The sequence below is a fragment of the Enterobacter sp. fkY84-1 genome, assembly GCF_052974705.1.
Map to the genome: position 1 here is coordinate 4,258,253 of NZ_CP169393.1, position 24,995 is coordinate 4,283,247.

A 24,995-nucleotide genomic window follows, 5' to 3' on the forward strand; every position below is an offset into this window, starting at 1 on the left:
TATGATGACAAAAGCGATACTGTCGCACGCCTCGCGCCCTGCCAACTCGACAAGTGGACGTTTCATTCTCTGGGCGCGAAAGAATCTGTTCTCCAGCTGGAGTAACAGCCTGCTGACGATTGTCTGCCTGTGGCTCATGTGGGAATTGATTCCTCCCCTGCTGAACTGGGCGTTTTTACAGGCCAACTGGGTCGGTTCAACCCGAGCTGATTGTACAAAAGCCGGTGCCTGCTGGGTGTTTATTCATGAACGTTTCGGTCAGTTCATGTATGGATTGTATCCCCACGAACAGCGCTGGCGGATTAATCTCGCGCTGGTTATCGGCCTGCTCTCTGTTGCGGTCATGTTCTGGAAAAAGCTGCCTCATCGTGGACGCTATATTGCCGTCTGGGCAGTGGTTTATCCAATTATTGTCTGGGTGCTCTTGTATGGCGGTTTTCTGGGGCTGGAACGCGTTGAAACACGCCAGTGGGGCGGACTGACGCTGACGTTGATTATCGCGTCAGTGGGGATAGCCGGTGCTCTGCCGTGGGGGATTTTACTTGCCCTCGGACGGCGTTCAAAAATGCCGATCGTTCGCGTGCTCTCCGTTATCTTCATTGAGTTCTGGCGCGGCGTACCGCTTATCACCGTTCTGTTTATGTCATCGGTCATGCTGCCGCTATTTATGGCAGAAGGAACAACGATCGACAAACTGATCCGTGCCCTGGTCGGGGTGATCCTCTTCCAGTCCGCCTATGTCGCTGAAGTTGTGCGCGGTGGTCTGCAGGCGTTGCCTAAAGGCCAGTACGAAGCGGCGGAATCACTGGCGCTCGGCTACTGGAAAACCCAGGGGCTGGTCATTCTTCCCCAGGCACTCAAGCTGGTCATTCCGGGCCTGGTCAACACGATCATTGCCCTCTTCAAGGATACCAGCCTGGTGATCATCATCGGGTTGTTCGATCTCTTTAGCAGCGTACAACAGGCAACCGTTGACCCTGTCTGGCTGGGTATGTCCACCGAAGGATATGTCTTTGCTGCCCTAATCTACTGGATCTTTTGTTTTAGCATGTCGCGCTACAGCCAGCATCTGGAAAAGCGCTTTAACACCGGGCGTACACCGCACTGAGGAAAATATGAGCCAAATAACTATGACACCCGCCGACGCGATGATTACGCTGGAAGACGTGAACAAATGGTACGGACAGTTTCATGTCCTGAAGGACATTAATCTTAAGGTCAAACAGGGCGAACGCATTGTCCTGTGCGGCCCGTCCGGCTCCGGGAAATCCACAACCATTCGCTGTATTAACCACCTTGAAGAGCATCAGCAAGGACGCATCGTGGTTGATGGTATCGAGCTGAATGAAGATATCCGCAATATCGAACGCGTGCGTCAGGAAGTGGGAATGGTATTTCAGCACTTTAATCTGTTTCCGCACCTGACCGTTCTGCAAAACTGTACGCTTGCACCGATTTGGGTACGAAAGATGCCGAAAAAGGAAGCCGAGGCGTTGGCAATGCACTATCTGGAGCGTGTACGTATCGCAGAGCATGCCAATAAGTTTCCCGGTCAGATATCGGGTGGACAGCAGCAGCGTGTGGCTATCGCCCGTTCGCTGTGCATGAAACCCAAAATCATGCTGTTTGACGAACCGACATCTGCGCTGGATCCGGAAATGGTGAAGGAGGTTCTGGATACCATGATTGGGCTGGCCCAATCCGGCATGACCATGCTGTGCGTCACGCATGAGATGGGATTCGCGAGAACCGTGGCCGACCGGGTGATCTTTATGGACCGCGGCGAGATTGTTGAGCAGGCACCGCCGGATGAGTTCTTTGCGCATCCGAAGTCAGAACGTACGCGAGCATTCCTGTCGCAGGTGATTCATTAATCAGATCTTTTTGCCCGGTGGCGCTGCGCTTACCGGGCCTACCGTTTTCACGAGAATCATAACGCAAAAAGGCCATCCTTTCGGATGGCCTTCTCACTTATTTGATGTCTGGCAGTTCCCTACTCTCACATGGGGAGACCCCACACTACCATCGGCGCTACGGCGTTTCACTTCTGAGTTCGGCATGGGGTCAGGTGGGACCACCGCGCTAAAGCCGCCAGACAAATTCTTTTACTTCTTGCCGAACTTTAACCTAAGTATAAAGTGGTGCTGATACCCAGAGTCGAACTGGGGACCTCACCCTTACCAAGGGTGCGCTCTACCAACTGAGCCATATCAGCACGCTAAATTTGATGCCTGGCAGTTCCCTACTCTCACATGGGGAGACCCCACACTACCATCGGCGCTACGGCGTTTCACTTCTGAGTTCGGCATGGGGTCAGGTGGGACCACCGCGCTAAAGCCGCCAGGCAAATTCTGTTAAATCTGTATCAAAGCTGAAAATCTGTCTCTTCGCCAAAACACCTTCGGCGTTGTAAGGTTAAGCCTCACGGTTCATTAGTATCGGTTAGCTCAACGCATCGCTGCGCTTACACACCCGACCTATCAACGTCGTCGTCTTCAACGTTCCTTCAGGAGACTTAAAGTCTCAGGGAGAACTCATCTCGGGGCAAGTTTCGTGCTTAGATGCTTTCAGCACTTATCTTTTCCGCATTTAGCTACCGGGCAGTGCCATTGGCATGACAACCCGAACACCAGTGATGCGTCCACTCCGGTCCTCTCGTACTAGGAGCAGCCCCCCTCAATTCTCCAGCGCCCACGGCAGATAGGGACCGAACTGTCTCACGACGTTCTAAACCCAGCTCGCGTACCACTTTAAATGGCGAACAGCCATACCCTTGGGACCTACTTCAGCCCCAGGATGTGATGAGCCGACATCGAGGTGCCAAACACCGCCGTCGATATGAACTCTTGGGCGGTATCAGCCTGTTATCCCCGGAGTACCTTTTATCCGTTGAGCGATGGCCCTTCCATTCAGAACCACCGGATCACTATGACCTGCTTTCGCACCTGCTCGAGCCGTCACTCTCGCAGTCAAGCTAGCTTATGCCATTGCACTAACCTCCTGATGTCCGACTAGGATTAGCTAACCTTCGTGCTCCTCCGTTACTCTTTGGGAGGAGACCGCCCCAGTCAAACTACCCACCAGACACTGTCCGCAACCCGGATCACGGGTCTACGTTAGAACACCAGCCATTAAAGGGTGGTATTTCAAGGACGGCTCCATGCAGACTGGCGTCCACACTTCAAAGCCTCCCACCTATCCTACACATCAAGGACCAGTGTTCAGTGTCAAGCTATAGTAAAGGTTCACGGGGTCTTTCCGTCTTGCCGCGGGTACACTGCATCTTCACAGCGAGTTCAATTTCACTGAGTCTCGGGTGGAGACAGCCTGGCCATCATTACGCCATTCGTGCAGGTCGGAACTTACCCGACAAGGAATTTCGCTACCTTAGGACCGTTATAGTTACGGCCGCCGTTTACCGGGGCTTCGATCAAGAGCTTCGCGTTGCCGCTAACCCCATCAATTAACCTTCCGGCACCGGGCAGGCGTCACACCGTATACGTCCACTTTCGTGTTTGCACAGTGCTGTGTTTTTAATAAACAGTTGCAGCCAGCTGGTATCTTCGACTGATTTCAGCTCCACCCGCAGGGGCTTCACCTACATATCAGCGTGCCTTCTCCCGAAGTTACGGCACCATTTTGCCTAGTTCCTTCACCCGAGTTCTCTCAAGCGCCTTGGTATTCTCTACCTGACCACCTGTGTCGGTTTGGGGTACGATTTGATGTTACCTGATGCTTAGAGGCTTTTCCTGGAAGCAGGGCATTTGTTACTTCAGCACCGTAGTGCCTCGTCATCACACCTCAGCGTTAATAAACGACCGGATTTACCTAATCGTTCCGCCTACATGCTTAAACCGGGACAACCGTCGCCCGGCTAACATAGCCTTCTCCGTCCCCCCTTCGCAGTAACACCAAGTACAGGAATATTAACCTGTTTCCCATCGACTACGCCTTTCGGCCTCGCCTTAGGGGTCGACTCACCCTGCCCCGATTAACGTTGGACAGGAACCCTTGGTCTTCCGGCGAGCGGGCTTTTCACCCGCTTTATCGTTACTTATGTCAGCATTCGCACTTCTGATACCTCCAGCATGCCTCACAGCACACCTTCAACGGCTTACAGAACGCTCCCCTACCCAACAACACATAGTGTCGCTGCCGCAGCTTCGGTGCATGGTTTAGCCCCGTTACATCTTCCGCGCAGGCCGACTCGACCAGTGAGCTATTACGCTTTCTTTAAATGATGGCTGCTTCTAAGCCAACATCCTGGCTGTCTGTGCCTTCCCACATCGTTTCCCACTTAACCATGACTTTGGGACCTTAGCTGGCGGTCTGGGTTGTTTCCCTCTTCACGACGGACGTTAGCACCCGCCGTGTGTCTCCCGTGATAACATTCTTCGGTATTCGTAGTTTGCATCGGGTTGGTAAGCCGGGATGGCCCCCTAGCCGAAACAGTGCTCTACCCCCGAAGATGAGTTCACGAGGCGCTACCTAAATAGCTTTCGGGGAGAACCAGCTATCTCCCGGTTTGATTGGCCTTTCACCCCCAGCCACAAGTCATCCGCTAATTTTTCAACATTAGTCGGTTCGGTCCTCCAGTTAGTGTTACCCAACCTTCAACCTGCCCATGGCTAGATCACCGGGTTTCGGGTCTATACCCTGCAACTTAACGCCCAGTTAAGACTCGGTTTCCCTTCGGCTCCCCTATACGGTTAACCTTGCTACAGAATATAAGTCGCTGACCCATTATACAAAAGGTACGCAGTCACACCCGAAGGTGCTCCCACTGCTTGTACGTACACGGTTTCAGGTTCTTTTTCACTCCCCTCGCCGGGGTTCTTTTCGCCTTTCCCTCACGGTACTGGTTCACTATCGGTCAGTCAGGAGTATTTAGCCTTGGAGGATGGTCCCCCCATATTCAGACAGGATACCACGTGTCCCGCCCTACTCTTCGAGTTCACAACCTGTGCGTTTTCGTGTACGGGACTGTCACCCTGTACCGTGCGACTTTCCAGACGCTTCCACTAACACACAAGCTGATTCAGACTCTGGGCTGCTCCCCGTTCGCTCGCCGCTACTGGGGGAATCTCGGTTGATTTCTTTTCCTCGGGGTACTTAGATGTTTCAGTTCCCCCGGTTCGCCTCGTTAACCTATGTATTCAGTTAACGATAGTGTGACGAATCACACTGGGTTTCCCCATTCGGACATCGCCGGGTCAAAGGTTCATATCACCTCGCCGGCGCTTTTCGCAGATTAGCACGTCCTTCATCGCCTCTGACTGCCAGGGCATCCACCGTGTACGCTTAGTCGCTTAACCTCACAACCCGAAGATGTTTCACTTCTGATTGCGAAAATTTGAGAGACTCGAACACACCATTAAGATGTGTCGTTTCAATTTTCAGCTTGATCCAGATTTTTAAAGAGCAAATATCTCAAACGTCACCCGAAGATGAGTTTTGAGATATTAAGGCAGGTGACTTTCACTCACGAACCAGCAAGTGGCGTCCCCTAGGGGATTCGAACCCCTGTTACCGCCGTGAAAGGGCGGTGTCCTGGGCCTCTAGACGAAGGGGACACTGAAGTCTCAATCGCAAGACGCCTTGCTATTTACTTTTCATCAGACAATCTGTGTGAGCACTGCAAAGGCAGGTTCTTTAAGGTAAGGAGGTGATCCAACCGCAGGTTCCCCTACGGTTACCTTGTTACGACTTCACCCCAGTCATGAATCACAAAGTGGTAAGCGCCCTCCCGAAGGTTAAGCTACCTACTTCTTTTGCAACCCACTCCCATGGTGTGACGGGCGGTGTGTACAAGGCCCGGGAACGTATTCACCGTAGCATTCTGATCTACGATTACTAGCGATTCCGACTTCATGGAGTCGAGTTGCAGACTCCAATCCGGACTACGACGCACTTTATGAGGTCCGCTTGCTCTCGCGAGGTCGCTTCTCTTTGTATGCGCCATTGTAGCACGTGTGTAGCCCTACTCGTAAGGGCCATGATGACTTGACGTCATCCCCACCTTCCTCCAGTTTATCACTGGCAGTCTCCTTTGAGTTCCCGGCCTAACCGCTGGCAACAAAGGATAAGGGTTGCGCTCGTTGCGGGACTTAACCCAACATTTCACAACACGAGCTGACGACAGCCATGCAGCACCTGTCTCAGAGTTCCCGAAGGCACCAAAGCATCTCTGCTAAGTTCTCTGGATGTCAAGAGTAGGTAAGGTTCTTCGCGTTGCATCGAATTAAACCACATGCTCCACCGCTTGTGCGGGCCCCCGTCAATTCATTTGAGTTTTAACCTTGCGGCCGTACTCCCCAGGCGGTCGACTTAACGCGTTAGCTCCGGAAGCCACGCCTCAAGGGCACAACCTCCAAGTCGACATCGTTTACGGCGTGGACTACCAGGGTATCTAATCCTGTTTGCTCCCCACGCTTTCGCACCTGAGCGTCAGTCTTTGTCCAGGGGGCCGCCTTCGCCACCGGTATTCCTCCAGATCTCTACGCATTTCACCGCTACACCTGGAATTCTACCCCCCTCTACAAGACTCTAGCCTGCCAGTTTCGAATGCAGTTCCCAGGTTGAGCCCGGGGATTTCACATCCGACTTGACAGACCGCCTGCGTGCGCTTTACGCCCAGTAATTCCGATTAACGCTTGCACCCTCCGTATTACCGCGGCTGCTGGCACGGAGTTAGCCGGTGCTTCTTCTGCGGGTAACGTCAATCGCTGAGGTTATTAACCTCAACGCCTTCCTCCCCGCTGAAAGTACTTTACAACCCGAAGGCCTTCTTCATACACGCGGCATGGCTGCATCAGGCTTGCGCCCATTGTGCAATATTCCCCACTGCTGCCTCCCGTAGGAGTCTGGACCGTGTCTCAGTTCCAGTGTGGCTGGTCATCCTCTCAGACCAGCTAGGGATCGTCGCCTAGGTGAGCCGTTACCCCACCTACTAGCTAATCCCATCTGGGCACATCTGATGGCAAGAGGCCCGAAGGTCCCCCTCTTTGGTCTTGCGACGTTATGCGGTATTAGCTACCGTTTCCAGTAGTTATCCCCCTCCATCAGGCAGTTTCCCAGACATTACTCACCCGTCCGCCGCTCGCCGGCAAAGTAGCAAGCTACTTTCCGCTGCCGCTCGACTTGCATGTGTTAGGCCTGCCGCCAGCGTTCAATCTGAGCCATGATCAAACTCTTCAATTTAAGTTTGATGCTCGTGAATTAAACTTCGTAATGAATTACGTATGTTCACTCAGAGACTTGGTATTCATTTTTCGTCCGAGGACGTTAAGAATCCATGTCACTTTGAGTGCCCACACAGATTGTCTGATAAATTGTTAAAGAGCAGTGCAACGCGGCTTTCGCTCACCGTTGCGAGGTGGCGTATATTACGCTTTCCTCTTTCAGAGTCAACCCGTTATTTCAGGATTTTTTCTCTTCAACCGACCGCGTTGTCTGTGAAGTGTTTCACATCCGCCGTGTCGATGGAGGCGCATTATAGGGATCCCAATTTTTAGCACAAGTATTTTTTAGATCTTTTTTTCCGACTGCTGATTTTCCGCGCTTTTCGCTGAAATCCCGCCCGATCTGCTTAAATATTGACGTATTTTGCCTTGCCTCGATCCATTAATACGATCAAAGTCTTCTGTATAGCGCTCATTCTTAGAGGTAGATATGTCTGCAGTATTGCGTCCTTATAAAGATCTGTTCCCCCAAAAAGGCGATCGCGTGATGATCGACGCCAGTAGTGTGGTCATTGGTGATGTCCGACTGGCCGAAGATGTCAGCATCTGGCCGCTCGTCGCCATCAGGGGAGATGTTAACTATGTGTCGATTGGTGCACGTACCAACATTCAGGACGGTAGCGTTCTGCATGTCACGCACAAATCCTCCTATAACCCCGAGGGTAATCCCCTCATCATTGGAGAGGATGTTACCGTCGGCCATAAAGTGATGCTCCACGGCTGCACGATCGGAAATCGCGTCCTTGTTGGCATGGGGTCGATTTTGCTGGATGGCGTCATAGTAGAAGATGACGTAATGATTGGTGCCGGTAGCCTGGTCCCGCAGAACAAACGGCTGGAGAGCGGTTATCTCTATCTGGGAAGTCCGGTAAAACAGATCCGCCCCCTTAAGGAGGCAGAGATCGAAGGATTAAAATACTCGGCGAACAACTACGTAAAATGGAAGAATGACTATCTGGATCAGGATAACCAAACCCAGCCCTGATCGTCTTCCTGCTGTTCGCGGATTAAATCGCTGGCTTCCTCTTCCAGATCCCAGCGATTTTCGCAAAATACCGCTAGCGGGTCTGCGCCGCCAAAACGATGCAACAGCGTTTCTCCATGGATGGCACAGGTAAGTTGCATGCCCTGCACCAGCACCGGAAAACAGACCGCTTGTTTATGCTCATCCCAGCTCTCTCTGTCCGGGAAATGAATAGCCTGATTCACGCCGAAAGCTCCTGCTTTAGCTTTTCAATGACCGGCTCGACCGCAGGCAACACGCCGTGCCAGAGCAGCACCGCATGCGCAGCCTGCCCCACCAGCATTCCCAGCCCATCGGCTAACTGTTTCGCGCCGTGTTGTTCACACCAGTTCAGGAAAGGCGTCTTCCCTTTCTGATAGAACATGTCATAGAAGTACATATGCGCACTGACCAGCGAAGCGGGGATCGCCGGGATCTCACCGTTGATGCCGCTGGATGTGGCATTAATGACAAGATCGAACTCACGTTCGACAAGATCGTCAAGCGCTACCGCGCTCACGCTGCCGGTATGCGCAAACAACGCCGCCAGTGCTTCTGCCCGGGAAAAGGTTCTGTTCGTGATGGTCACCGAACAGTCCAGTGAAAGCAGAGGCAACAAAACGCCCCGCGATGCGCCACCCGCGCCAATCAGCAGGATTCGGAATCCGGGCTTGATAAAGGAGAGTCTTTCCAGATCGCTGAGTAAACCAATCCCGTCGGTGTTGTCCCCCAGAAGGCGTCCATCCTCAAGCCGTTTTAGGGTATTGACTGCACCAGCAAGTGAAGCGCGTTCGGTCAGCTCATCCGCACGTTCAAAGGCTTCTTCTTTAAACGGGACCGTCACATTCGCACCTTTGCCCCCCGCGGCGAAAAAGGCCTCCAGCGTAGGGATAAAGGCATCCACTGGCGCCAGTACGCGACCATAGGGGTGATCTATCTGCAACTGCTCCGCGAATTGCTGATGAATCAACGGTGACTTGCTGTGTGCAATGGGATTACCAAAAACAGCATAGGTTTCCATGAGATTACCCCTGGCGAAAACGTTCGCCGGTCAAAGCGTCGCGAATTTCAGATGGATTCAGGCGCCCTCCCGTTTCACCGACAGCGACAGGGAAGTCATTCCCGAACTGCGCCAGCACTTCTTCGGTTGTCCGACAAGGCGGCTGCCCGGTCAGGTTGGCGCTGGTTGAGACCAGTGGTTTACCAAATGCCAGGCACAGCTCCACCACCAGCGGATGGTCAGTGACGCGAACGGCAAGGGAATCAAAGCGTCCGGTTAACCAGCGCGGGGTTGTCGGCTGCGCCGGGAAAACAAAGGTGACCGGTCCAGGCCACGCGGAGAAGATTGTCTCGCGCTGTGCTGGCGTTAGCATAGAGTCATCAATATAGGGCTTAAGCTGCTCGTAATTCGCAGCGATCAAAATCAGTCCTTTCTCGACGGGTCTTTGTTTCAGGGTAAGCAGACGGCTTACAGCCGTCTCGCTGTCAGGATCGCAACCGACCCCAAAAACAGCTTCAGTTGGATAGGCGATGACTTCTTCATTTTTCAGTACGTCCACTGCATGCGCAATGGAGCCTGATGGCAGGTTATTATTCACTATTTTGATCCGCCGTAACCGGCTTTCCACATTGTTTACTGGCGCAGAAGCGTTTCATGCCTTGCGCGGTTTTCTTCTCTATCAGTAGCGGATAATTGCAATGAGGGCAGATTCCCGCTACCGGCTTAAAATTGATAACGAACTGGCATTCAGGGTAGCGATCGCACGAATGGAAAGTCTTACCATAACGGGAGCGGCGCTGTACCAACTGACCGCGCTGACACTGAGGGCATGAGATTGCCGTTTCATCAGGCTTATCAATTTGTTCCGTATGTTCACATTCCGGGTAGCGGCTACATCCAATAAACATGCCGAAACGCCCCTGGCGTAGCGCGAGTTCGCCACCGCAAAGAGGACAAAGCTGCCCCTCCAGAATTTTAACGATATGTCCATCCGCCTGGCTTTTCAGAGGACGAACATAATCACATTCCGGATAGTGAGAACAACCGAGAAACGGGCCGTGTTTCCCGGACCGAATAACAAGTTCAGCCCCGCACTGCGGGCAGGGCTCGTTTTTATGCACCGTGAATAGTGCTGATTTGGCCATAACAACTCTTGGTGCTGCACATTGAATTAGTGCAGCATACCTTCATTCACTTCAAAGAGTAATTCTTCCATTTGCTGATAGGCATTTTCACAGCCCGGGATATTAAACAGAACCATCAGGATCACCCATTTGAGATCTTCCAGTTCAAATTCTGCGGTATCCAGCGCCATGACGCGCTCTATCACCATTTCTCTCGTTTCGAGGTTTAGCACCTGAATCTGCTCAAGGAATAAAATGAATCCCCGGCAGCTGGCGTCCAGCCGTTCACACTCTTCAGCGGTATAAATGCGTACTGACAATGGGTCAGAAGCAAGCTGCATCGGTTCGGCAAGGCCTTCCTGATAATCAGCCAGTTTTTCCAGCCACATCAACGCATTGTAGATATCTTCCCGCTCAAATCCCGCATCGGTAAGATCCTGTGTCAACTTGTCCTGATCCACTCGCATTTCTGCTTCGTTATGGATGTAAGTCTCAAACAAATACATCAGTACGTCGAACATGGCATGCCCTCCTTAATCGGACATAGCCGCCGGGTACAGCTGCGATCCACCCTGCTAACTCCAGTTCGAGTAGCTGTGCTACCGTTACTGGCACAGGTTGGCCGGCACGTTCAGCGACAACGTCAACAGGTGTTACCTCATCTCCTACGTTAGCCAGGAGCTTGGGAAATGGCAATGCCACCTTTCCCTGATCTGATGAATATTGTCGCTTTTCGGGATCTTCCTGCAGCCATTGCAGCCCATATTGCAAATTTTCAAGAATGTCCGCGACTTCCGTTACCGGTGTTGCCCCCTGCTTAATCAGCCAGTGCGGTCCCTCGCATCCGGGATTACCTATCGGGCCTGGCAAGGCGAAGACTTCTCGCCCCTGTTCGAGCGCGCACCGTGCCGTGACCAGCGAACCGCTTCGCCGCGCGGCTTCGACCACCAGCACGCCTTTGCTAAGGCCGCTGATGATGCGATTACGACGCGGAAAGTTTGCCGGTCGGGGCTGCGCGGAAAGCGGAAACTCAGACACTATCGCGCCGTCAGACTCAATAAGCCGCATCGCCAATGCCTGATGCCGACGTGGATAAATACTAAAAAGACCGTTTCCCAGCACCGCGACACTTCGTCCTTTTACTGACAGCGCCGCGCTGTGGGCAACGCCGTCAATACCACAGGCCAGCCCGCTGGTGATCGTGAAACCACTTTGTGAAAGTTGTTCGCACAGGATTTTCCCCCACCGCTCGCCGTACCATGACGGCGCACGACTGCCTACCACCGCCAGCTGAACGGTATTAAGCGTCTCAGGGTTACCTTTTATGAATAATGCTCCGGGATAATCAGGGATCGTGCGGAGCAAAGGGGGATAAAGGGGATGGTTGGCCGTTAATAAATGATGACCCGGCTGCTCAAGCCATATCAGGCTACGTTCCAGCTCACTCTCATTGAGCGCAACGAACCGTTCAGCCTGCTTAGCTGTCAAACCAGCGTTTCTCAGAACAAGCGTGTCGATGCCTTCCTGCCTCTGCAGTCGTGCAGCCGCTTCCACCATGACATCACCACACAAAGAACCTGTGTGCATGAGCCGTAGCCAAATCTCGGTAGATGTCATCCTTTCCCCTGCCATAAGCGGTCTCCGCAATCATTGCGATTGGTCACTGATGCTGTCAATCGATGGGGGATTTGTCTAGAATAGAGGGAGTATTCTTATCAACTCCTGAACACGACTCTGGAAATTTATGGCAGTTTTGCAAGTATTACATATTCCGGACGAGCGCCTTCGCATCGTCGCTGAACCGGTTAAAGAAGTGAATGCAGAAATCCAGCGTATCGTTGATGATATGTTCGATACCATGTACGCCGAAGAAGGCATTGGCCTGGCGGCAACGCAGGTGGACATTCACAAGCGTATTATCGTGATCGACGTTTCTGAGAATCGCGATGGCCGTCTGGTGCTGATCAACCCAGAGCTGCTTGAAAAGAGTGGCGAAACCGGTATTGAGGAAGGCTGTCTGTCTATTCCAGAACAGCGTGCGTTAGTGCCGCGTGCTGAGAAAGTGAAAATTCGCGCTCTGGATCGTGACGGTAATCCGTTCGAACTGGAGGCAGACGATCTGCTGGCGATTTGTATTCAGCATGAGATGGATCACCTGGTCGGTAAACTGTTTATCGATTATCTCTCGCCGCTGAAACAGCAGCGTATTCGTCAGAAAGTAGAGAAACTGGATCGTTTGCGTTCTCGCGCATAACGTCCCACCGGATACAAGGATCATCGTGTCTAAATCACTACGTATTATCTTCGCGGGAACCCCTGATTTTGCAGCGCGTCATCTTGACGCGCTGTTATCGTCTGGTCACCAGGTTGTTGGCGTCTTTACCCAGCCGGATCGTCCTGCTGGTCGCGGCAAAAAACTGATGCCGAGCCCGGTCAAGGTGCTGGCAGAAGAGCATGGGCTTCCTGTTTTTCAGCCCGCATCGCTGCGCCCGCAGGAAAATCAGCAGCTTGTTGCTGACCTGAATGCCGACGTAATGGTGGTGGTGGCTTACGGTTTAATTCTGCCAAAAGCCGTGCTTGATATGCCGCGTCTGGGTTGCATCAACGTGCATGGGTCCCTGCTCCCACGCTGGCGTGGTGCAGCACCTATCCAGCGCGCGCTGTGGGCGGGTGATGCCGAAACGGGCGTTACCATCATGAAGATGGACGTAGGTTTAGACACCGGCGACATGCTCTATAAACTGGCCTGCCCCATTACGTCAGACGATACCAGCGCCACGCTGTATGACAAACTGGCAGAGCTTGGCCCACAAGGGCTCATCGAGACGCTTCAGCAGCTTGCTGACAATACGGCAAAACCAGAAGTTCAGGACGACGCGCTGGTAACCTACGCCGAAAAGCTGAGCAAAGAAGAAGCGCGGATCGACTGGTCCCTGTCAGCCGCTCAACTTGAACGTTGCATTCGCGCTTTTAATCCGTGGCCGATGAGCTGGTTGGAAATTGATGAGCAGCCAGTAAAAGTCTGGAAAGCCTCCGTCATTAGCGGTGCGACTACGGCGGAACCCGGTACGATTATTGATGCCAGCAAGAACGGCATCCAGGTGGCAACTGCGCAAGGGATTTTGAATCTTGAATCGCTCCAACCGGCCGGTAAAAAAGCCATGAGTGCTCAGGATCTACTAAATTCCCGTCGCGAATGGTTTATCCCTGGCAATCGCCTTGCCTGAGCAAATTTATTCTTAAGGCCCGGTGTTTCCGGGCATTTTTATTTTTACGGTTATGAAAAAACAAAATCTACGCAGCATGGCGGCCCAGGCCGTCGAGCAGGTTATCGAGCAGGGCCAGTCACTGAGCAACGTCCTGCCTCCCCTGCAGCAAAAAGTCTCTGATAAAGATAAAGCCCTGCTTCAGGAGCTCTGCTTTGGCGTCCTGCGCACACTCTCTCAGCTTGAGTGGTTGATTAACAAGCTGATGTCCCGCCCAATGACGGGCAAGCAGCGCACCGTACATTATTTAATTATGGTGGGTTTTTATCAGCTTCTTCATACCCGCATCCCACCTCATGCCGCGCTGGCAGAGACGGTGGAAGGTGCCGTTGCGATTAAACGTCCTCAGCTGAAAGGGCTGATCAACGGCGTATTGCGTCAGTTCCAGCGACAGCAGGATGAGCTTCTGGCTGAATTTGCCCAAAACGAAGCGCGCTTCCTGCATCCGGACTGGCTGTTGAAGCGCCTGAAAAAAGCTTATCCGCAGCAGTGGCAGGACATTGCCGATGCCAACAACCAGCGTCCGCCAATGTGGTTACGCGTGAATCGTAATCACCACACCCGTGACGCATGGCTGGCATTACTCGAAGAAGCTGGAATGAGCGGCTTCACCCATGACGCATACCCTGATGCCGTGCGCTTAGCATCGCCTGCACCGGTACATGCATTACCCGGCTTTGAAGAGGGTTGGGTAACGGTACAGGATGCTTCTGCTCAGGGTTGCATGGCCTGGCTTGAACCCCAAAACGGTGAGCAGATCCTCGATCTCTGCGCCGCACCAGGGGGCAAAACGACGCATATTCTTGAAGTGGCTCCGCAGGCCAGCCTGATGGCAGTGGACGTTGATGAGCAACGTCTTTCACGCGTCTACGACAACCTCAAGCGCCTGGGCATGAAGGCACAGGTTAAGCAAGGCGATGGACGCCAACCCGCAGAATGGTGTGGCGAAACACAATTCGATCGCATTTTGCTGGATGCCCCCTGCTCTGCAACCGGTGTGATTCGTCGTCATCCGGATATCAAGTGGCTGCGTCGCGATCGTGATATTAGTGAGCTTGCCCAACTGCAATCCGACATCCTCGACGCCATCTGGCCGCATCTCAAACCCGGCGGCACGCTGGTCTATGCAACCTGTTCAGTACTGCCGGAAGAAAACAGTCAGCAAATCGCGGCCTTCCTTAAACGAACCCCGGACGCGGCGCTGCACGATACGGGAACGCCTGAATGCCCGGGTCAGCAGAATCTGCCGGGTACAGAAGAGGGTGATGGCTTCTTTTACGCTAAGCTAATCAAAGAGTGATGTTGAGAACAGGTCACGAGAGATGAAGATTATCATTCTGGGCGCAGGACAGGTTGGTGGAACGCTGGCGGAAAATCTGGTTGGCGAAAACAACGATATCACCATAGTGGATACAAACGGCGATCGCCTGCGTGTTTTACAGGACAAATTTGACCTGCGCGTTGTGCAGGGTCATGGTTCGCACCCCCGCGTCCTTCGTGAGGCGGGCGCTGACGATGCCGACATGCTGGTTGCGGTGACCAGTTCTGACGAAACCAATATGGTGGCCTGTCAGGTGGCCTACTCGCTTTTTAACACGCCAAACCGAATCGCGCGCATCCGCTCTCCGGACTATGTCCGCGATGCTGAGAAACTGTTTAATTCAGAAGCAGTTCCTATTGACCATCTCATCGCGCCAGAACAGCTGGTGATCGACAATATCTACCGTCTGATCGAATATCCGGGCGCCCTGCAGGTGGTGAACTTTGCCGAAGGTAAAGTGAGCCTGGCCGTCGTTAAGGCCTATTACGGCGGCCCGTTGATTGGCAACGCGTTGTCCACCATGCGCGAGCATATGCCGCATATTGATACGCGCGTCGCGGCTATTTTCCGCCACGACAGACCTATCCGCCCGCAGGGCTCTACGATTGTCGAAGCCGGGGACGAAGTCTTCTTTATTGCGGCTTCACAGCATATTCGTGCGGTGATGAGTGAACTCCAGCGTCTCGAAAAACCCTATAAACGCATTATGCTGGTCGGCGGCGGCAATATTGGTGCCGGTCTGGCACACCGGCTTGAAAAAGATTACAGCGTAAAATTGATCGAACGCGATCAGCAGCGAGCGGCAGAACTGGCGGAAAAACTGCAAAATACGATCGTATTTTATGGCGATGCGTCAGATCAGGAGTTGCTGGCTGAAGAGCATATTGATCAAGTTGATCTTTTTATTGCCGTCACCAACGACGACGAGGCGAATATAATGTCCGCCATGCTCGCGAAACGTATGGGGGCAAAGAAGGTCATGGTGCTTATCCAGCGCAAGGCCTATGTTGATCTGGTTCAGGGCAGCGTTATTGATATTGCCATTTCGCCGCAGCAGGCGACAATTTCCGCGTTACTGAGCCATGTGCGTAAAGCGGATATTGTTGGGGTATCATCGCTTCGTCGCGGGGTAGCGGAAGCCATTGAAGCCGTAGCGCACGGAGATGAAACCACATCACGCGTCGTGGGCCGTTCGATAGACGAAATTAAGCTGCCACCGGGCACCATTATTGGTGCTGTCGTGCGCGGGAATGATGTCATGATTGCCAATGATAATTTGCGCATTGAGCAAGGCGATCACGTTATTATGTTCCTTACCGATAAAAAGTTTATTACCGACGTCGAACGTTTATTCCAGCCAAGCCCATTCTTCCTTTAATGTGTCGGGTGCTCTCAATGGGTACCCGCTCTTTATCCATCTCATTTCTGTGCCTTATATTTTGCATAACGTTTAATTATCACGAATGGCAATTAGCTAATCATTTGTTAAACTTATAGTCGTCAGCTGGCACAAGGAGAACAAAATGAGTTTTATTAAAGAATTTCGCGAATTTGCGATGCGCGGAAACGTGGTGGATTTGGCAGTGGGTGTCATTATTGGTGCAGCATTCGGCAAGATTGTTTCATCATTAGTGGCCGACATTATCATGCCACCTTTAGGGTTGCTGATCGGGGGCATTGATTTCAAACAGTTCGCTTTCACGCTGCGTGAAGCACAGGGTGATGTGCCGGCAGTCGTGATGCACTACGGCGTATTTATTCAGAACGTATTTGATTTCGTGATTGTGGCGTTTGCCATTTTTATGGCTATCAAGCTGATCAATAAACTCAACCGTAAAAAAGAAGAGCCGGCAGCAGCGCCTGCACCGACAAAAGAAGAAGTGCTGCTGAGTGAGATTCGCGATCTGTTAAAAGAGCAGAACAAGCGCGTTTAATCAGAAGCTTAAAGCAGGAAGGCCAGTGGTAAATAAGCGATTCGCTTGTTTGCCACTGGCCTCCCAGTTACCCCGTTTTGCATGCTTGTCTTTACGCAGATAACTTCCTTTCCCTTTTTTATTCTTCTCAACGCGCTGTCTGAATAGCGGGTCATGAAGAAGTGCCTCAATGGCATTGTCTTTAATCTGTCCTTTCGTGTGCTGATAGCGGCTCATAAATTCTCCTGAGCATGGTTTATGTCGACGGGAGTCTAGACCTGGTTGGACTAAAAATCAACAGTCCTCGTTTTCCCCACTGGCCCCCTGTTCAAGGGCTTCCAGAATAGAACAATAAATACTGCTGTGGGCCGTGCCACAACAAGCATCATTCAGCCTTTGCAGAGAGCGCTGCATGGTTTGCAATTCCTGAATGCGTGCTTCAACTTCATCCAACCGGGCCTGCACAATGCTTTTCGACTCTTGACAGGTGTGATGTGCCGGATCGATGCGGATCGATAATAACTCGCGGATCGAATCTAATGTGAAACCAAGCTGACGCGCATAACGAATAAACCGCAGGCGCTGCAGATCGTTATCGGTATAAAGTCGGAAGCCACCTTCAGTACGAACTTCATGATCGATCATCTGCTGCTTTTCGTAATATCGGATGGTATCCGGTGTGACGTTCGCGAGCTTCGCAAGTTCACCGATACGGTACATAACTACTCCTCGTTTATTTTCCGCAACAAGCGTTCACCGTATTCACCGTGCAGAAAGTCAGTATTCATTCCTGCCTGACGCAGTTTAAGTTCAAGCAGGGCGAGGCGGCGGCTAATTTCAGAATGTCGCGGATCGTCCTGACGGATCCCTTTTAGCAGATCGACAAGTTCAACAGCCTCTCTGCGCTGTTGGAGTTCAGGAGGGAGACAGCCTGCATTCTTTAGTAAACGGTATCCCGCCCGTAATTCAGGCGCAATATGCGAGTCATCGTCAAGCATAAGGGGTTCGCCGCGTCCCGGAAGATCGTCGAATTCACCTTTTTTTTGGGCATCACGAATATGGCGTTCTGCCCACTGGTCAAGCAGCCACATTACCCGCTCCAGAGGATGAACAGAATTGATACAGATATTGTAGAGAAGTGGGGATATCGCGGATATAAAAAAACCCGCCGGAGCGGGTTTTTTTACGTTACTGCAGATTACTCTGCAGCAGCTTCTGCTTTCTCTGAACGATCAACCAGCTCGATGTAAGCCATCGGCGCGTTGTCGCCTGCACGGAAGCCACACTTCAGAATGCGAGTGTAACCACCGGCACGGCTCGCGAAACGCGGGCCCAGTTCGTTAAACAGTTTTGCCACGATCTCGTTATCACGAGTACGGGCGAATGCCAGACGACGATTAGCAACGCTGTCAGTCTTGGCAAGAGTAATCAGCGGCTCAACTACGCGACGCAGCTCTTTCGCTTTAGGCAGGGTCGTCTTGATGATCTCATGACGAACCAGTGAACCTGCCATGTTGCGGAACATAGCCTGGCGATGGCTGCTGTTGCGGTTCAGTTGACGACCACTCTTACGATGGCGCATGACCTTATCCTTCTCAGTAAAACCTTAACCTGTGATCCGGTTACTCGTCAGCAATGCTTGCCGGTGGCCAGTTTTCCAGGCGCATGCCCAGAGACAGACCACGAGAAGCCAGCACGTCTTTAATCTCGGTAAGAGATTTTTTACCCAGGTTCGGCGTTTTCAGCAACTCAACCTCGGTACGCTGTACCAGATCACCGATATAGTGGATAGCTTCTGCCTTGAGGCAGTTAGCAGAGCGGACAGTCAATTCGAGATCGTCAACAGGGCGCAGCAGGATCGGATCGAATTCTGGTTTCTCTTCTTTCACTTCCGGCTGACGAACATCACGTAAGTCAACGAAAGCTTCCAGTTGTTCTGCCAGGATGGTTGCCGCACGACGAATCGCCTCTTCAGGATCGATTGTGCCGTTGGTTTCCATTTCGATGACCAGCTTGTCCAGGTCGGTACGCTGTTCTACACGCGCTGCTTCAACATTGTAGGCAATACGCTCTACAGGGCTGTAGCATGCGTCGACCAGCAGACGGCCGATTGGGCGCTCATCTTCTTCCGAATGAATTCGGGCAGAAGCCGGCACATAACCACGACCGCGCTGAACTTTGATACGCATGCTAATAGCTGCGTTCTCATCGGTCAGGTGGCAGATCACGTGCTGCGGCTTGACGATTTCAACATCACCGTCGTGGGTGATGTCGGCTGCAGTCACAGGGCCAATGCCAGATTTATTCAGAGTAAGAATAACTTCATCTTTACCCTGAACTCTCACCGCCAGCCCTTTCAGGTTGAGCAGGATTTCAAGGATATCTTCCTGAACGCCTTCTTTGGTGCTGTACTCATGAAGTACACCATCAATCTCAACCTCGGTCACCGCGCAACCCGGCATCGATGAGAGCAGAATACGGCGCAGTGCGTTACCCAGAGTATGGCCAAAGCCACGCTCTAAAGGCTCAAGGGTCACCTTGGCGTGCGTCGAACTCACTTGCTCGATATCTACCAGGCGCGGTTTTAGAAACTCTGTCACAGAACCCTGCATTGTGTCCTCTCTTTGGTACTAAGCTTTACTTGGAGTAAAGCTCGACGATCAGGTGTTCGTTAATGTCCGCAGACAGATCAGAACGTTCTGGCTGACGCTTGAACGTACCTTCCATCTTGCCAGCATCAACTTCCAGCCAGGTTGGCTTTTCACGCTGCTCAGCCAGCTCCAGAGCGGCCTTCACGCGAGATTGCTTTTTCGCTTTCTCACGAATGCTAACAACGTCATTCGCTTTAACCTGATAAGAAGCGATGTTAACAACACGACCGTTTACCATGATTGCTTTGTGGCTAACCAGCTGACGTGATTCAGCACGAGTAGCGCCGAAGCCCATACGGTATACAACGTTGTCCAGACGACCTTCCAGCAGAGCCAGCAGGTTTTCACCTGTGTTGCCTTTCAGACGTGCTGCTTCTTTATAGTAGTTACGGAACTGACGCTCCAGCACACCGTACATACGGCGAACTTTTTGCTTTTCACGCAACTGCACACCATAGTCAGACAGACGCGGTTTACGCGCACCGTGCTGGCCAGGAGCTTGTTCAATTTTACACTTGGTATCGATCGCGCGAACGCCAGACTTAAGGAATAAGTCGGTGCCCTCACGACGGCTCAGCTTGAGCTTAGGACCCAAATATCTTGCCATTTTCTATCTCCAACTAACCTAAAAAACGAGCGTTATACGCGACGTTTTTTCGGCGGACGACAACCGTTATGAGGGATCGGAGTCACATCAGTAATATTAGTGATGCGGAAACCAGCGGCGTTCAGAGCGCGAACAGTAGATTCACGACCCGGACCCGGACCTTTAACCATAACTTCCAGATTCTTGATGCCGTATTCTTTTACGGCTTCTGCGCAACGCTCTGCTGCAACCTGAGCTGCGAACGGAGTGGATTTGCGAGAACCACGGAAACCGGAACCACCGGCTGTTGCCCAACCCAATGCGTTACCCTGACGATCAGTAATAGTAACGATGGTGTTGTTGAAAGAAGCATGGATATGAGCCACGCCGTCAGAGACTTGTTTTCTTACACGTTTACGTGCACGAACTGGTGCCTTTGCCATTATTCAATCACCCCGATTATTTCTTGATCGGTTTGCGCGGACCCTTACGGGTACGTGCGTTGGTCTTAGTACGCTGACCGCGCACTGGCAGACCACGACGATGACGCAAACCGCGATAGCAACCAAGATCCATCAGGCGCTTGATGCTCATGCTGATTTCACGGCGCAGATCACCTTCAACGACAAATTTGGCAACTTCGTCACGCAGCGTGTCGATTTGTTCTTCAGACAGCTCACTGATCTTAACATCTTCAGCGATACCCGCTGCAGCCAGAATGGCTTTAGAACGGGTCTTGCCGATGCCGTAGATCGAAGTTAATGCGATCACAGCATGTTTCTGATCAGGAATGTTAATGCCTGCTATACGGGCCACTATGCACTCCTACTATTTAATATGTACGCACCATGCTGAAAAGCCCGTTTTCAGGATACTCAAATGGAAACGTACAGACATACAAAAGATTGGCTGGCTAATCTAGCCAGCTCAACCCAACTTTGCAAGAAAAATATGCGAAATAATCAGCCTTGGCGCTGTTTATGCTTCGGCTCGGCACTGCAAATCACACGGATGACACCATCACGCTTAACGATTTTGCAGTTACGGCATAATTTCTTGACGGAAGCACGAACTTTCATTTTTACTCTCCGTAACTTCTCAGGCGACCAATTAGCGGCCGTAGCCTTTCAGGTTCGCCTTCTTCAATGCAGACTCATACTGACTGGACATCATCAGAGTTTGCACTTGAGCCATAAAGTCCATAATCACGACAACAACGATAAGCAGTGAGGTCCCACCGAAGTAGAACGGTACTTTCATTGCATCACGCATGAACTCCGGGATCAGGCAGATAAAAGTAATATAGAGCGCACCAACCAAAGTCAGGCGGGTCATTACTTTATCGATATACTTCGCCGTTTGCTCTCCCGGACGAATTCCTGGTACAAATGCACCGGACTTCTTCAGGTTATCTGCTGTTTCACGCGGGTTGAAGACCAACGCCGTGTAGAAGAAACAGAAGAAGATGATCGCAGACGCATAGAGTAACACATAAAGTGGTTGCCCAGGCTGCAAATACAGCGAAATTGTTGTCAGCCAGTTCCAACCAGTACCGCCCCCGAACCATGACGCGATGGTTGCCGGGAACAGAATAATACTGGAAGCGAAGATAGCCGGGATAACCCCCGCCATGTTCACTTTCAGCGGTAAATGTGTGCTCTGTGCAGCATAGACACGACGACCTTGCTGACGCTTAGCGTAGTTCACCACAATGCGGCGTTGACCACGTTCAACGAAGACAACAAAGAACGTCACTGCAAATACTAATACTGCAACCAACAGCAACAGGAGGAAGTGCAGGTCGCCTTGACGCGCTTGCTCGATAGTGTGGGCGATGGCTGGCGGGAGGCCCGCAACAATACCGGCGAAGATAATGATTGAGATACCGTTACCGATACCACGCTCAGTAATCTGTTCGCCGAGCCACATCAGGAACATTGTCCCTGTGACCAGACTTACAACAGCGGTGAAGTAGAATGCAAAGCCCGGGTTTAACACCAGGCCCTGCATACCAGGCATATTCGGAAGACCGGTAGCAATACCGATCGACTGGAATATTGCCAGCACCAGAGTACCGTAACGGGTGTACTGACTAATCTTACGACGTCCAGACTCCCCTTCTTTCTTCAACTCTGCCAGGGCCGGATGAACGACCGTCAGCAGCTGGATAATAATCGATGCCGAAATGTACGGCATAATACCCAGTGCGAAGATAGAAGCACGGCTGAGAGCACCACCAGAGAACATGTTGAACATTTCAATGATGGTGCCTCGCTGTTGCTCAAGCAGTTTGGCAAGTACAGCGGCATCGATACCAGGGATCGGAATAAAAGAGCCAATACGGAACACAATCAGCGCGCCGATAACAAACAGCAGTCTGCGTTTCAGCTCGCCAAATCCACCTTTGGCACTTTGAAAATCTAATCCCGGTTGCTTAGCCATCTGCTACTTATTCCTCAATTTTACCGCCAGCAGCTTCGATAGCAGCACGAGCACCTTTAGTAACACGCAGGCCACGAACAGTTACCGGAGTAGAAACTTCACCAGCCAGGATCACTTTCGCGAACTCGATCTGGATACCGATAATGTTTGCTGCTTTCAGCGTGTTCAGGTCTACAACGCCGCCTTCAACTTTCGCCAGGTCAGACAGACGGATTTCCGCCGTGATCGCTGCTTTGCGAGAGGTGAAGCCGAACTTCGGCAGACGACGGTACAGTGGCATCTGGCCACCCTCGAAACCGCGACGTACGCCACCGCCAGAACGAGAGTTCTGACCTTTGTGACCACGACCACCGGTTTTGCCGAGGCCAGAACCGATACCACGACCCAGGCGTTTACCCGCCTTTTTAGAGCCTTCGGCCGGAGACAGAGTATTTAAACGCATCTCTTACTCCTCAACTTTAACCATGAAGTAAACCGCGTTGACCATACCACGAACAGCAGGAGTATCCTCGCGCTCAACGGTATGACCAATACGACGCAGACCCAGGCCAAGCAGCGTTGCCTTGTGTTTCGGCAGACGACCGATTGCACTGCGGGTTTGAGTGATTTTAATAGTCTTTGCCATGGTCAATTACCCCAGAATTTCTTCAACGGATTTACCACGCTTGGCAGCGACCATTTCTGGAGAATTCATATTTTCCAGGCCATCAATAGTTGCACGAACCACGTTGATCGGGTTGGTGGAACCATATGCTTTAGCCAGAACGTTATGAACCCCAGCAACTTCCAGAACGGCGCGCATTGCACCACCGGCGATGATACCGGTACCTTCTGAAGCTGGCTGCATGAATACACGAGAACCCGTGTGAACACCTTTAACTGGGTGCTGCAGGGTGCCGTTGTTCAGCGCGACGTTAATCATGTTGCGACGGGCTTTTTCCATCGCTTTCTGGATCGCTGCTGGAACTTCACGCGCTTTACCGTAACCAAAACCAACGCGACCGTTACCATCGCCTACTACAGTCAGAGCTGTGAAGGAGAAAATACGACCACCTTTAACGGTTTTAGATACGCGGTTTACCGCGATCAGCTTTTCCTGCAGTTCGCCAGCCTGTTTTTCGATGTGAGCCATCTTACACCTCTACCTTAGAACTGAAGGCCAGCTTCACGGGCAGCATCTGCCAGTGCCTGGACACGACCATGATATTGGAACCCGGAACGGTCAAAGGAAACATTGCTGATGCCTTTTTCCAGAGCGCGTTCAGCAACAGCTTTACCTACAGCTGCAGCGGCGTCTTTGTTACCGGTGTACTTCAATTGTTCTGAGATAGCTTTTTCTACAGTAGAAGCAGCTACCAGAACTTCAGAACCGTTCGGTGCAATTACCTGTGCGTAAATATGACGCGGGGTACGATGTACCACCAGGCGAGTTGCACCCAGCTCTTTGAGCTTGCGGCGTGCGCGGGTCGCACGACGGATACGAGCAGATTTCTTATCCATAGTGTTACCTTACTTCTTCTTAGCCTCTTTGGTACGCACGACTTCGTCGGCGTAACGAACACCCTTGCCTTTGTAAGGCTCAGGACGACGGTAGGCGCGCAGATCTGCTGCAACCTGACCGATCAGCTGTTTATCAGCGCCTTTCAGCACGATTTCAGTTTGAGTCGGACATTCTGCAGTGATACCGGCCGGCAGCGGATGCTCAACAGGGTGTGAGAAGCCCAGAGACAGGCCTACTGCATTCCCTTTGATAGCTGCACGATAACCTACACCAACCAGCTGAAGCTTTTTAGTGAAGCCTTCGGTAACACCAACAACCATTGAGTTCAGCAGGGCACGCGCGGTACCAGCCTGAGCCCAACCATCCACGAAACCATCACGTGGACCGAAGGTCAGAGCGTTATCTGCATGTTTAACTTCAACAGCTTTGTTGAGGGTACGAGTCAGCTCGCCGTTTTTACCTTTGATCGTAATAACCTGACCGTCGATTTTTACATCAACGCCGGCAGGAATAACGACCGGTGCTTTAGCAACACGAGACATTCTTTCCTCCGATTAGGCTACGTAGCAGATAATTTCGCCACCAAGACCAGCCTGGCGCGCTGCACGATCAGTCATAACACCTTTAGAGGTAGAAACAACTGCGATACCAAGACCAGCCATAACTTTTGGCAGCTCATCTTTTTTCTTATAGATGCGCAGGCCTGGGCGGCTGACACGCTGAATGCTTTCTACAACAGCTTTACCCTGGAAATACTTGAGAGTAAGTTCCAGTTCCGGCTTGGTGTCGCCTTCAACTTTAAAATCTTCGATAAAACCTTCTTCCTTCAGCACGTTGGCAATTGCCACTTTCAGCTTGGCGGAAGGCATGGTGACCGCAACTTTGTTCGCGGCCTGACCGTTACGGATACGGGTCAGCATATCCGCGATCGGATCTTGCATGCTCAT

30 protein-coding genes, 2 tRNA genes and 4 rRNA genes are annotated in these 24,995 nt (G+C 52.0%); 8 read left to right on the top strand and 28 right to left on the bottom strand.

From position 1 onward, the window contains the following. Positions 1 to 4 precede the first annotated feature (4 nt). Positions 5 to 1,108 (top strand): amino acid ABC transporter permease, encoded by a 1,104-nt coding sequence (locus tag ACEPLT_RS20320; RefSeq protein ID WP_193148821.1) that lies wholly within the window; start codon positions 5 to 7, stop codon positions 1,106 to 1,108. 7 nt (positions 1,109 to 1,115) lie between these two features. Next, complete coding sequence (locus ACEPLT_RS20325; RefSeq protein WP_008502871.1) at positions 1,116 to 1,874, top strand: amino acid ABC transporter ATP-binding protein; 759 nt, start codon at positions 1,116 to 1,118, stop codon at positions 1,872 to 1,874. 106 nt (positions 1,875 to 1,980) lie between these two features. On the opposite strand, the gene rrf (ACEPLT_RS20330) is transcribed toward ACEPLT_RS20325, so the two are convergent. From rrf (ACEPLT_RS20330) to ACEPLT_RS20355, 6 genes are all read right to left on the bottom strand, one after another. Beyond that, positions 1,981 to 2,096, bottom strand: a 5S ribosomal RNA gene (gene rrf / locus ACEPLT_RS20330). Positions 2,097 to 2,139: 43 nt separating this feature from the next. Continuing rightward, positions 2,140 to 2,215, bottom strand: a tRNA-Thr gene (locus tag ACEPLT_RS20335). A 14-nt stretch (positions 2,216 to 2,229) separates the two neighbouring features. Continuing rightward, a 5S ribosomal RNA gene (rrf, locus tag ACEPLT_RS20340) occupies positions 2,230 to 2,345 on the bottom strand. Between the two features lie 66 nt (positions 2,346 to 2,411). Continuing rightward, a 23S ribosomal RNA gene (locus ACEPLT_RS20345) occupies positions 2,412 to 5,315 on the bottom strand. 182 nt (positions 5,316 to 5,497) lie between these two features. After that, positions 5,498 to 5,573: transfer RNA gene (locus ACEPLT_RS20350), tRNA-Glu, on the bottom strand. Positions 5,574 to 5,658: 85 nt separating this feature from the next. Next, positions 5,659 to 7,200: ribosomal RNA gene (locus tag ACEPLT_RS20355) — 16S ribosomal RNA — on the bottom strand. The 16S, 23S and 5S rRNA genes sit together here with 2 tRNA genes alongside, the layout of an rRNA operon. Before the next feature lie 471 nt (positions 7,201 to 7,671). Between ACEPLT_RS20355 and ACEPLT_RS20360 the strand changes: the two genes are divergently transcribed. Then, entirely contained in the window at positions 7,672 to 8,226 is a 555-nt protein-coding gene (locus ACEPLT_RS20360; protein ID WP_023326204.1) for a gamma carbonic anhydrase family protein, read from the top strand. On the opposite strand, the gene ACEPLT_RS20365 is transcribed toward ACEPLT_RS20360, so the two are convergent. From ACEPLT_RS20365 to dprA, 6 genes are read right to left on the bottom strand one after another with little or no spacing between them, the layout of a single operon-like run. Beyond that, positions 8,202 to 8,450, bottom strand: a complete 249-nt coding sequence (locus ACEPLT_RS20365) for a DUF1488 family protein (protein ID WP_023326205.1) — start codon at positions 8,448 to 8,450, stop codon at positions 8,202 to 8,204. The genes ACEPLT_RS20360 and ACEPLT_RS20365 overlap by 25 nt on opposite strands. Continuing rightward, positions 8,447 to 9,265: a shikimate dehydrogenase gene (gene aroE / locus ACEPLT_RS20370; RefSeq protein WP_023326206.1), complete on the bottom strand. Its 819-nt coding sequence runs from the start codon at positions 9,263 to 9,265 to the stop codon at positions 8,447 to 8,449. The genes ACEPLT_RS20365 and aroE overlap by 4 nt, the downstream gene beginning before the upstream one ends. A 4-nt stretch (positions 9,266 to 9,269) precedes the next feature. Then, positions 9,270 to 9,842, bottom strand: a complete 573-nt coding sequence (gene tsaC, locus ACEPLT_RS20375; protein WP_008503475.1) for an L-threonylcarbamoyladenylate synthase type 1 TsaC — start codon at positions 9,840 to 9,842, stop codon at positions 9,270 to 9,272. Continuing rightward, positions 9,835 to 10,389 carry a DNA topoisomerase family protein gene (locus ACEPLT_RS20380; RefSeq protein WP_021242977.1) on the bottom strand — a complete coding sequence of 185 codons (555 nt, stop codon included), beginning with the start codon at positions 10,387 to 10,389 and terminating at the stop codon, positions 9,835 to 9,837. The genes tsaC and ACEPLT_RS20380 overlap by 8 nt, the downstream gene beginning before the upstream one ends. Positions 10,390 to 10,415: 26 nt before the next feature. Beyond that, the gene (gene smg, locus ACEPLT_RS20385; RefSeq protein WP_008503477.1) at positions 10,416 to 10,889 is read right to left on the bottom strand and encodes a DUF494 family protein Smg; all 474 of its coding nucleotides are present in this window, start codon (positions 10,887 to 10,889) and stop codon (positions 10,416 to 10,418) included. Next, positions 10,861 to 11,985: a DNA-protecting protein DprA gene (gene dprA, locus ACEPLT_RS20390; RefSeq protein WP_025912246.1), complete on the bottom strand. Its 1,125-nt coding sequence runs from the start codon at positions 11,983 to 11,985 to the stop codon at positions 10,861 to 10,863. The genes smg and dprA overlap by 29 nt, the downstream gene beginning before the upstream one ends. Positions 11,986 to 12,112: 127 nt before the next feature. On the opposite strand from dprA, the gene def reads away from it, so the two are divergent. The 5 genes from def (at position 12,113) to mscL (ending at position 16,889) form a co-directional block, all read left to right on the top strand. Then, complete coding sequence (gene def, locus ACEPLT_RS20395) at positions 12,113 to 12,622, top strand: peptide deformylase (protein WP_008503479.1); 510 nt, start codon at positions 12,113 to 12,115, stop codon at positions 12,620 to 12,622. A gap of 25 nt (positions 12,623 to 12,647) precedes the next feature. After that, positions 12,648 to 13,595, top strand: coding sequence for a methionyl-tRNA formyltransferase (gene fmt / locus ACEPLT_RS20400; protein ID WP_008503480.1), 948 nt, complete (start codon positions 12,648 to 12,650; stop codon positions 13,593 to 13,595). A 52-nt stretch (positions 13,596 to 13,647) separates the two neighbouring features. Then, a complete protein-coding gene (rsmB, locus tag ACEPLT_RS20405; RefSeq protein WP_232929282.1) occupies positions 13,648 to 14,934 on the top strand; it encodes a 16S rRNA (cytosine(967)-C(5))-methyltransferase RsmB in 1,287 nt (428 codons plus the stop codon). 22 nt (positions 14,935 to 14,956) lie between these two features. Further along, entirely contained in the window at positions 14,957 to 16,333 is a 1,377-nt protein-coding gene (gene trkA / locus ACEPLT_RS20410) for a Trk system potassium transporter TrkA (protein WP_008503482.1), read from the top strand. Positions 16,334 to 16,478: 145 nt separating this feature from the next. After that, positions 16,479 to 16,889, top strand: a complete 411-nt coding sequence (gene mscL / locus ACEPLT_RS20415) for a large-conductance mechanosensitive channel protein MscL (RefSeq protein ID WP_008503483.1) — start codon at positions 16,479 to 16,481, stop codon at positions 16,887 to 16,889. Here mscL and ACEPLT_RS20420 read toward each other — a convergent pair whose 3' ends face one another. From ACEPLT_RS20420 to rpsH, 16 genes are all read right to left on the bottom strand, one after another. Next, positions 16,890 to 17,105 (bottom strand): alternative ribosome-rescue factor A, encoded by a 216-nt coding sequence (locus ACEPLT_RS20420; protein ID WP_023294702.1) that lies wholly within the window; start codon positions 17,103 to 17,105, stop codon positions 16,890 to 16,892. 57 nt (positions 17,106 to 17,162) lie between these two features. Then, entirely contained in the window at positions 17,163 to 17,588 is a 426-nt protein-coding gene (gene zntR / locus ACEPLT_RS20425) for a Zn(2+)-responsive transcriptional regulator (RefSeq protein ID WP_032675567.1), read from the bottom strand. 2 nt (positions 17,589 to 17,590) lie between these two features. Then, positions 17,591 to 17,959, bottom strand: a complete 369-nt coding sequence (locus tag ACEPLT_RS20430) for a DnaJ family domain-containing protein (RefSeq protein ID WP_232929284.1) — start codon at positions 17,957 to 17,959, stop codon at positions 17,591 to 17,593. A 107-nt stretch (positions 17,960 to 18,066) separates the two neighbouring features. Beyond that, on the bottom strand, positions 18,067 to 18,450 hold the full coding sequence (rplQ, locus tag ACEPLT_RS20435; RefSeq protein ID WP_001216368.1) for a 50S ribosomal protein L17: 384 nt from the start codon (positions 18,448 to 18,450) through the stop codon (positions 18,067 to 18,069). A gap of 40 nt (positions 18,451 to 18,490) precedes the next feature. Further along, on the bottom strand, positions 18,491 to 19,480 hold the full coding sequence (locus ACEPLT_RS20440; RefSeq protein ID WP_002919219.1) for a DNA-directed RNA polymerase subunit alpha: 990 nt from the start codon (positions 19,478 to 19,480) through the stop codon (positions 18,491 to 18,493). Positions 19,481 to 19,505: 25 nt separating this feature from the next. After that, a complete protein-coding gene (gene rpsD / locus ACEPLT_RS20445; protein WP_004868345.1) occupies positions 19,506 to 20,126 on the bottom strand; it encodes a 30S ribosomal protein S4 in 621 nt (206 codons plus the stop codon). A gap of 32 nt (positions 20,127 to 20,158) precedes the next feature. Beyond that, positions 20,159 to 20,548, bottom strand: a complete 390-nt coding sequence (gene rpsK, locus ACEPLT_RS20450; protein WP_003863312.1) for a 30S ribosomal protein S11 — start codon at positions 20,546 to 20,548, stop codon at positions 20,159 to 20,161. A gap of 16 nt (positions 20,549 to 20,564) precedes the next feature. Further along, positions 20,565 to 20,921, bottom strand: a complete 357-nt coding sequence (rpsM, locus tag ACEPLT_RS20455; protein WP_008503488.1) for a 30S ribosomal protein S13 — start codon at positions 20,919 to 20,921, stop codon at positions 20,565 to 20,567. Positions 20,922 to 21,067: 146 nt separating this feature from the next. Next, positions 21,068 to 21,184 (bottom strand): 50S ribosomal protein L36, encoded by a 117-nt coding sequence (rpmJ, locus tag ACEPLT_RS20460; protein WP_000868187.1) that lies wholly within the window; start codon positions 21,182 to 21,184, stop codon positions 21,068 to 21,070. A gap of 31 nt (positions 21,185 to 21,215) precedes the next feature. Beyond that, positions 21,216 to 22,547: a preprotein translocase subunit SecY gene (secY, locus tag ACEPLT_RS20465; RefSeq protein WP_003863305.1), complete on the bottom strand. Its 1,332-nt coding sequence runs from the start codon at positions 22,545 to 22,547 to the stop codon at positions 21,216 to 21,218. 7 nt (positions 22,548 to 22,554) lie between these two features. Continuing rightward, positions 22,555 to 22,989: a 50S ribosomal protein L15 gene (gene rplO, locus ACEPLT_RS20470; protein ID WP_003863304.1), complete on the bottom strand. Its 435-nt coding sequence runs from the start codon at positions 22,987 to 22,989 to the stop codon at positions 22,555 to 22,557. 3 nt (positions 22,990 to 22,992) lie between these two features. Then, positions 22,993 to 23,172, bottom strand: a complete 180-nt coding sequence (gene rpmD, locus ACEPLT_RS20475) for a 50S ribosomal protein L30 (RefSeq protein WP_003863301.1) — start codon at positions 23,170 to 23,172, stop codon at positions 22,993 to 22,995. Between the two features lie 6 nt (positions 23,173 to 23,178). Continuing rightward, positions 23,179 to 23,679, bottom strand: coding sequence for a 30S ribosomal protein S5 (rpsE, locus tag ACEPLT_RS20480; RefSeq protein WP_003863299.1), 501 nt, complete (start codon positions 23,677 to 23,679; stop codon positions 23,179 to 23,181). Positions 23,680 to 23,693: 14 nt separating this feature from the next. Continuing rightward, a complete protein-coding gene (gene rplR / locus ACEPLT_RS20485; protein ID WP_003863297.1) occupies positions 23,694 to 24,047 on the bottom strand; it encodes a 50S ribosomal protein L18 in 354 nt (117 codons plus the stop codon). A gap of 9 nt (positions 24,048 to 24,056) precedes the next feature. Beyond that, complete coding sequence (gene rplF, locus ACEPLT_RS20490) at positions 24,057 to 24,590, bottom strand: 50S ribosomal protein L6 (protein WP_003863296.1); 534 nt, start codon at positions 24,588 to 24,590, stop codon at positions 24,057 to 24,059. 12 nt (positions 24,591 to 24,602) lie between these two features. Further along, entirely contained in the window at positions 24,603 to 24,995 is a 393-nt protein-coding gene (gene rpsH / locus ACEPLT_RS20495; protein WP_006178918.1) for a 30S ribosomal protein S8, read from the bottom strand.

Excerpts from the sequence above, each read along its gene's own strand:
- ACEPLT_RS20430 (WP_232929284.1), bottom strand. The coding sequence starts at position 17,959 with ATGTGGCTGCTTGACCAGTGGGCAGAACGCCATATTCGTGATGCCCAA.
- ACEPLT_RS20325 (WP_008502871.1), top strand. The coding sequence starts at position 1,116 with ATGAGCCAAATAACTATGACACCCGCCGACGCGATGATTACGCTGGAA.
- rplR (WP_003863297.1), bottom strand. The coding sequence starts at position 24,047 with ATGGATAAGAAATCTGCTCGTATCCGTCGTGCGACCCGCGCACGCCGC.
- ACEPLT_RS20420 (WP_023294702.1), bottom strand. The coding sequence starts at position 17,105 with ATGAGCCGCTATCAGCACACGAAAGGACAGATTAAAGACAATGCCATT.
- secY (WP_003863305.1), bottom strand. The coding sequence starts at position 22,547 with ATGGCTAAGCAACCGGGATTAGATTTTCAAAGTGCCAAAGGTGGATTT.
- ACEPLT_RS20320 (WP_193148821.1), top strand. The coding sequence starts at position 5 with ATGACAAAAGCGATACTGTCGCACGCCTCGCGCCCTGCCAACTCGACA.
- rpsK (WP_003863312.1), bottom strand. The coding sequence starts at position 20,548 with ATGGCAAAGGCACCAGTTCGTGCACGTAAACGTGTAAGAAAACAAGTC.
- zntR (WP_032675567.1), bottom strand. The coding sequence starts at position 17,588 with ATGTACCGTATCGGTGAACTTGCGAAGCTCGCGAACGTCACACCGGAT.
- ACEPLT_RS20380 (WP_021242977.1), bottom strand. The coding sequence starts at position 10,389 with ATGGCCAAATCAGCACTATTCACGGTGCATAAAAACGAGCCCTGCCCG.
- dprA (WP_025912246.1), bottom strand. The coding sequence starts at position 11,985 with ATGACATCTACCGAGATTTGGCTACGGCTCATGCACACAGGTTCTTTG.
- ACEPLT_RS20360 (WP_023326204.1), top strand. The coding sequence starts at position 7,672 with ATGTCTGCAGTATTGCGTCCTTATAAAGATCTGTTCCCCCAAAAAGGC.
- rpmD (WP_003863301.1), bottom strand. The coding sequence starts at position 23,172 with ATGGCAAAGACTATTAAAATCACTCAAACCCGCAGTGCAATCGGTCGT.
- trkA (WP_008503482.1), top strand. The coding sequence starts at position 14,957 with ATGAAGATTATCATTCTGGGCGCAGGACAGGTTGGTGGAACGCTGGCG.
- rplO (WP_003863304.1), bottom strand. The coding sequence starts at position 22,989 with ATGCGTTTAAATACTCTGTCTCCGGCCGAAGGCTCTAAAAAGGCGGGT.
- rpsE (WP_003863299.1), bottom strand. The coding sequence starts at position 23,679 with ATGGCTCACATCGAAAAACAGGCTGGCGAACTGCAGGAAAAGCTGATC.
- rsmB (WP_232929282.1), top strand. The coding sequence starts at position 13,648 with ATGAAAAAACAAAATCTACGCAGCATGGCGGCCCAGGCCGTCGAGCAG.
- rplF (WP_003863296.1), bottom strand. The coding sequence starts at position 24,590 with ATGTCTCGTGTTGCTAAAGCACCGGTCGTTATTCCTGCCGGCGTTGAT.
- rplQ (WP_001216368.1), bottom strand. The coding sequence starts at position 18,450 with ATGCGCCATCGTAAGAGTGGTCGTCAACTGAACCGCAACAGCAGCCAT.
- rpsH (WP_006178918.1), bottom strand. The coding sequence starts at position 24,995 with ATGAGCATGCAAGATCCGATCGCGGATATGCTGACCCGTATCCGTAAC.
- rpsD (WP_004868345.1), bottom strand. The coding sequence starts at position 20,126 with ATGGCAAGATATTTGGGTCCTAAGCTCAAGCTGAGCCGTCGTGAGGGC.
- smg (WP_008503477.1), bottom strand. The coding sequence starts at position 10,889 with ATGTTCGACGTACTGATGTATTTGTTTGAGACTTACATCCATAACGAA.
- rpmJ (WP_000868187.1), bottom strand. The coding sequence starts at position 21,184 with ATGAAAGTTCGTGCTTCCGTCAAGAAATTATGCCGTAACTGCAAAATC.
- aroE (WP_023326206.1), bottom strand. The coding sequence starts at position 9,265 with ATGGAAACCTATGCTGTTTTTGGTAATCCCATTGCACACAGCAAGTCA.
- ACEPLT_RS20440 (WP_002919219.1), bottom strand. The coding sequence starts at position 19,480 with ATGCAGGGTTCTGTGACAGAGTTTCTAAAACCGCGCCTGGTAGATATC.
- mscL (WP_008503483.1), top strand. The coding sequence starts at position 16,479 with ATGAGTTTTATTAAAGAATTTCGCGAATTTGCGATGCGCGGAAACGTG.
- def (WP_008503479.1), top strand. The coding sequence starts at position 12,113 with ATGGCAGTTTTGCAAGTATTACATATTCCGGACGAGCGCCTTCGCATC.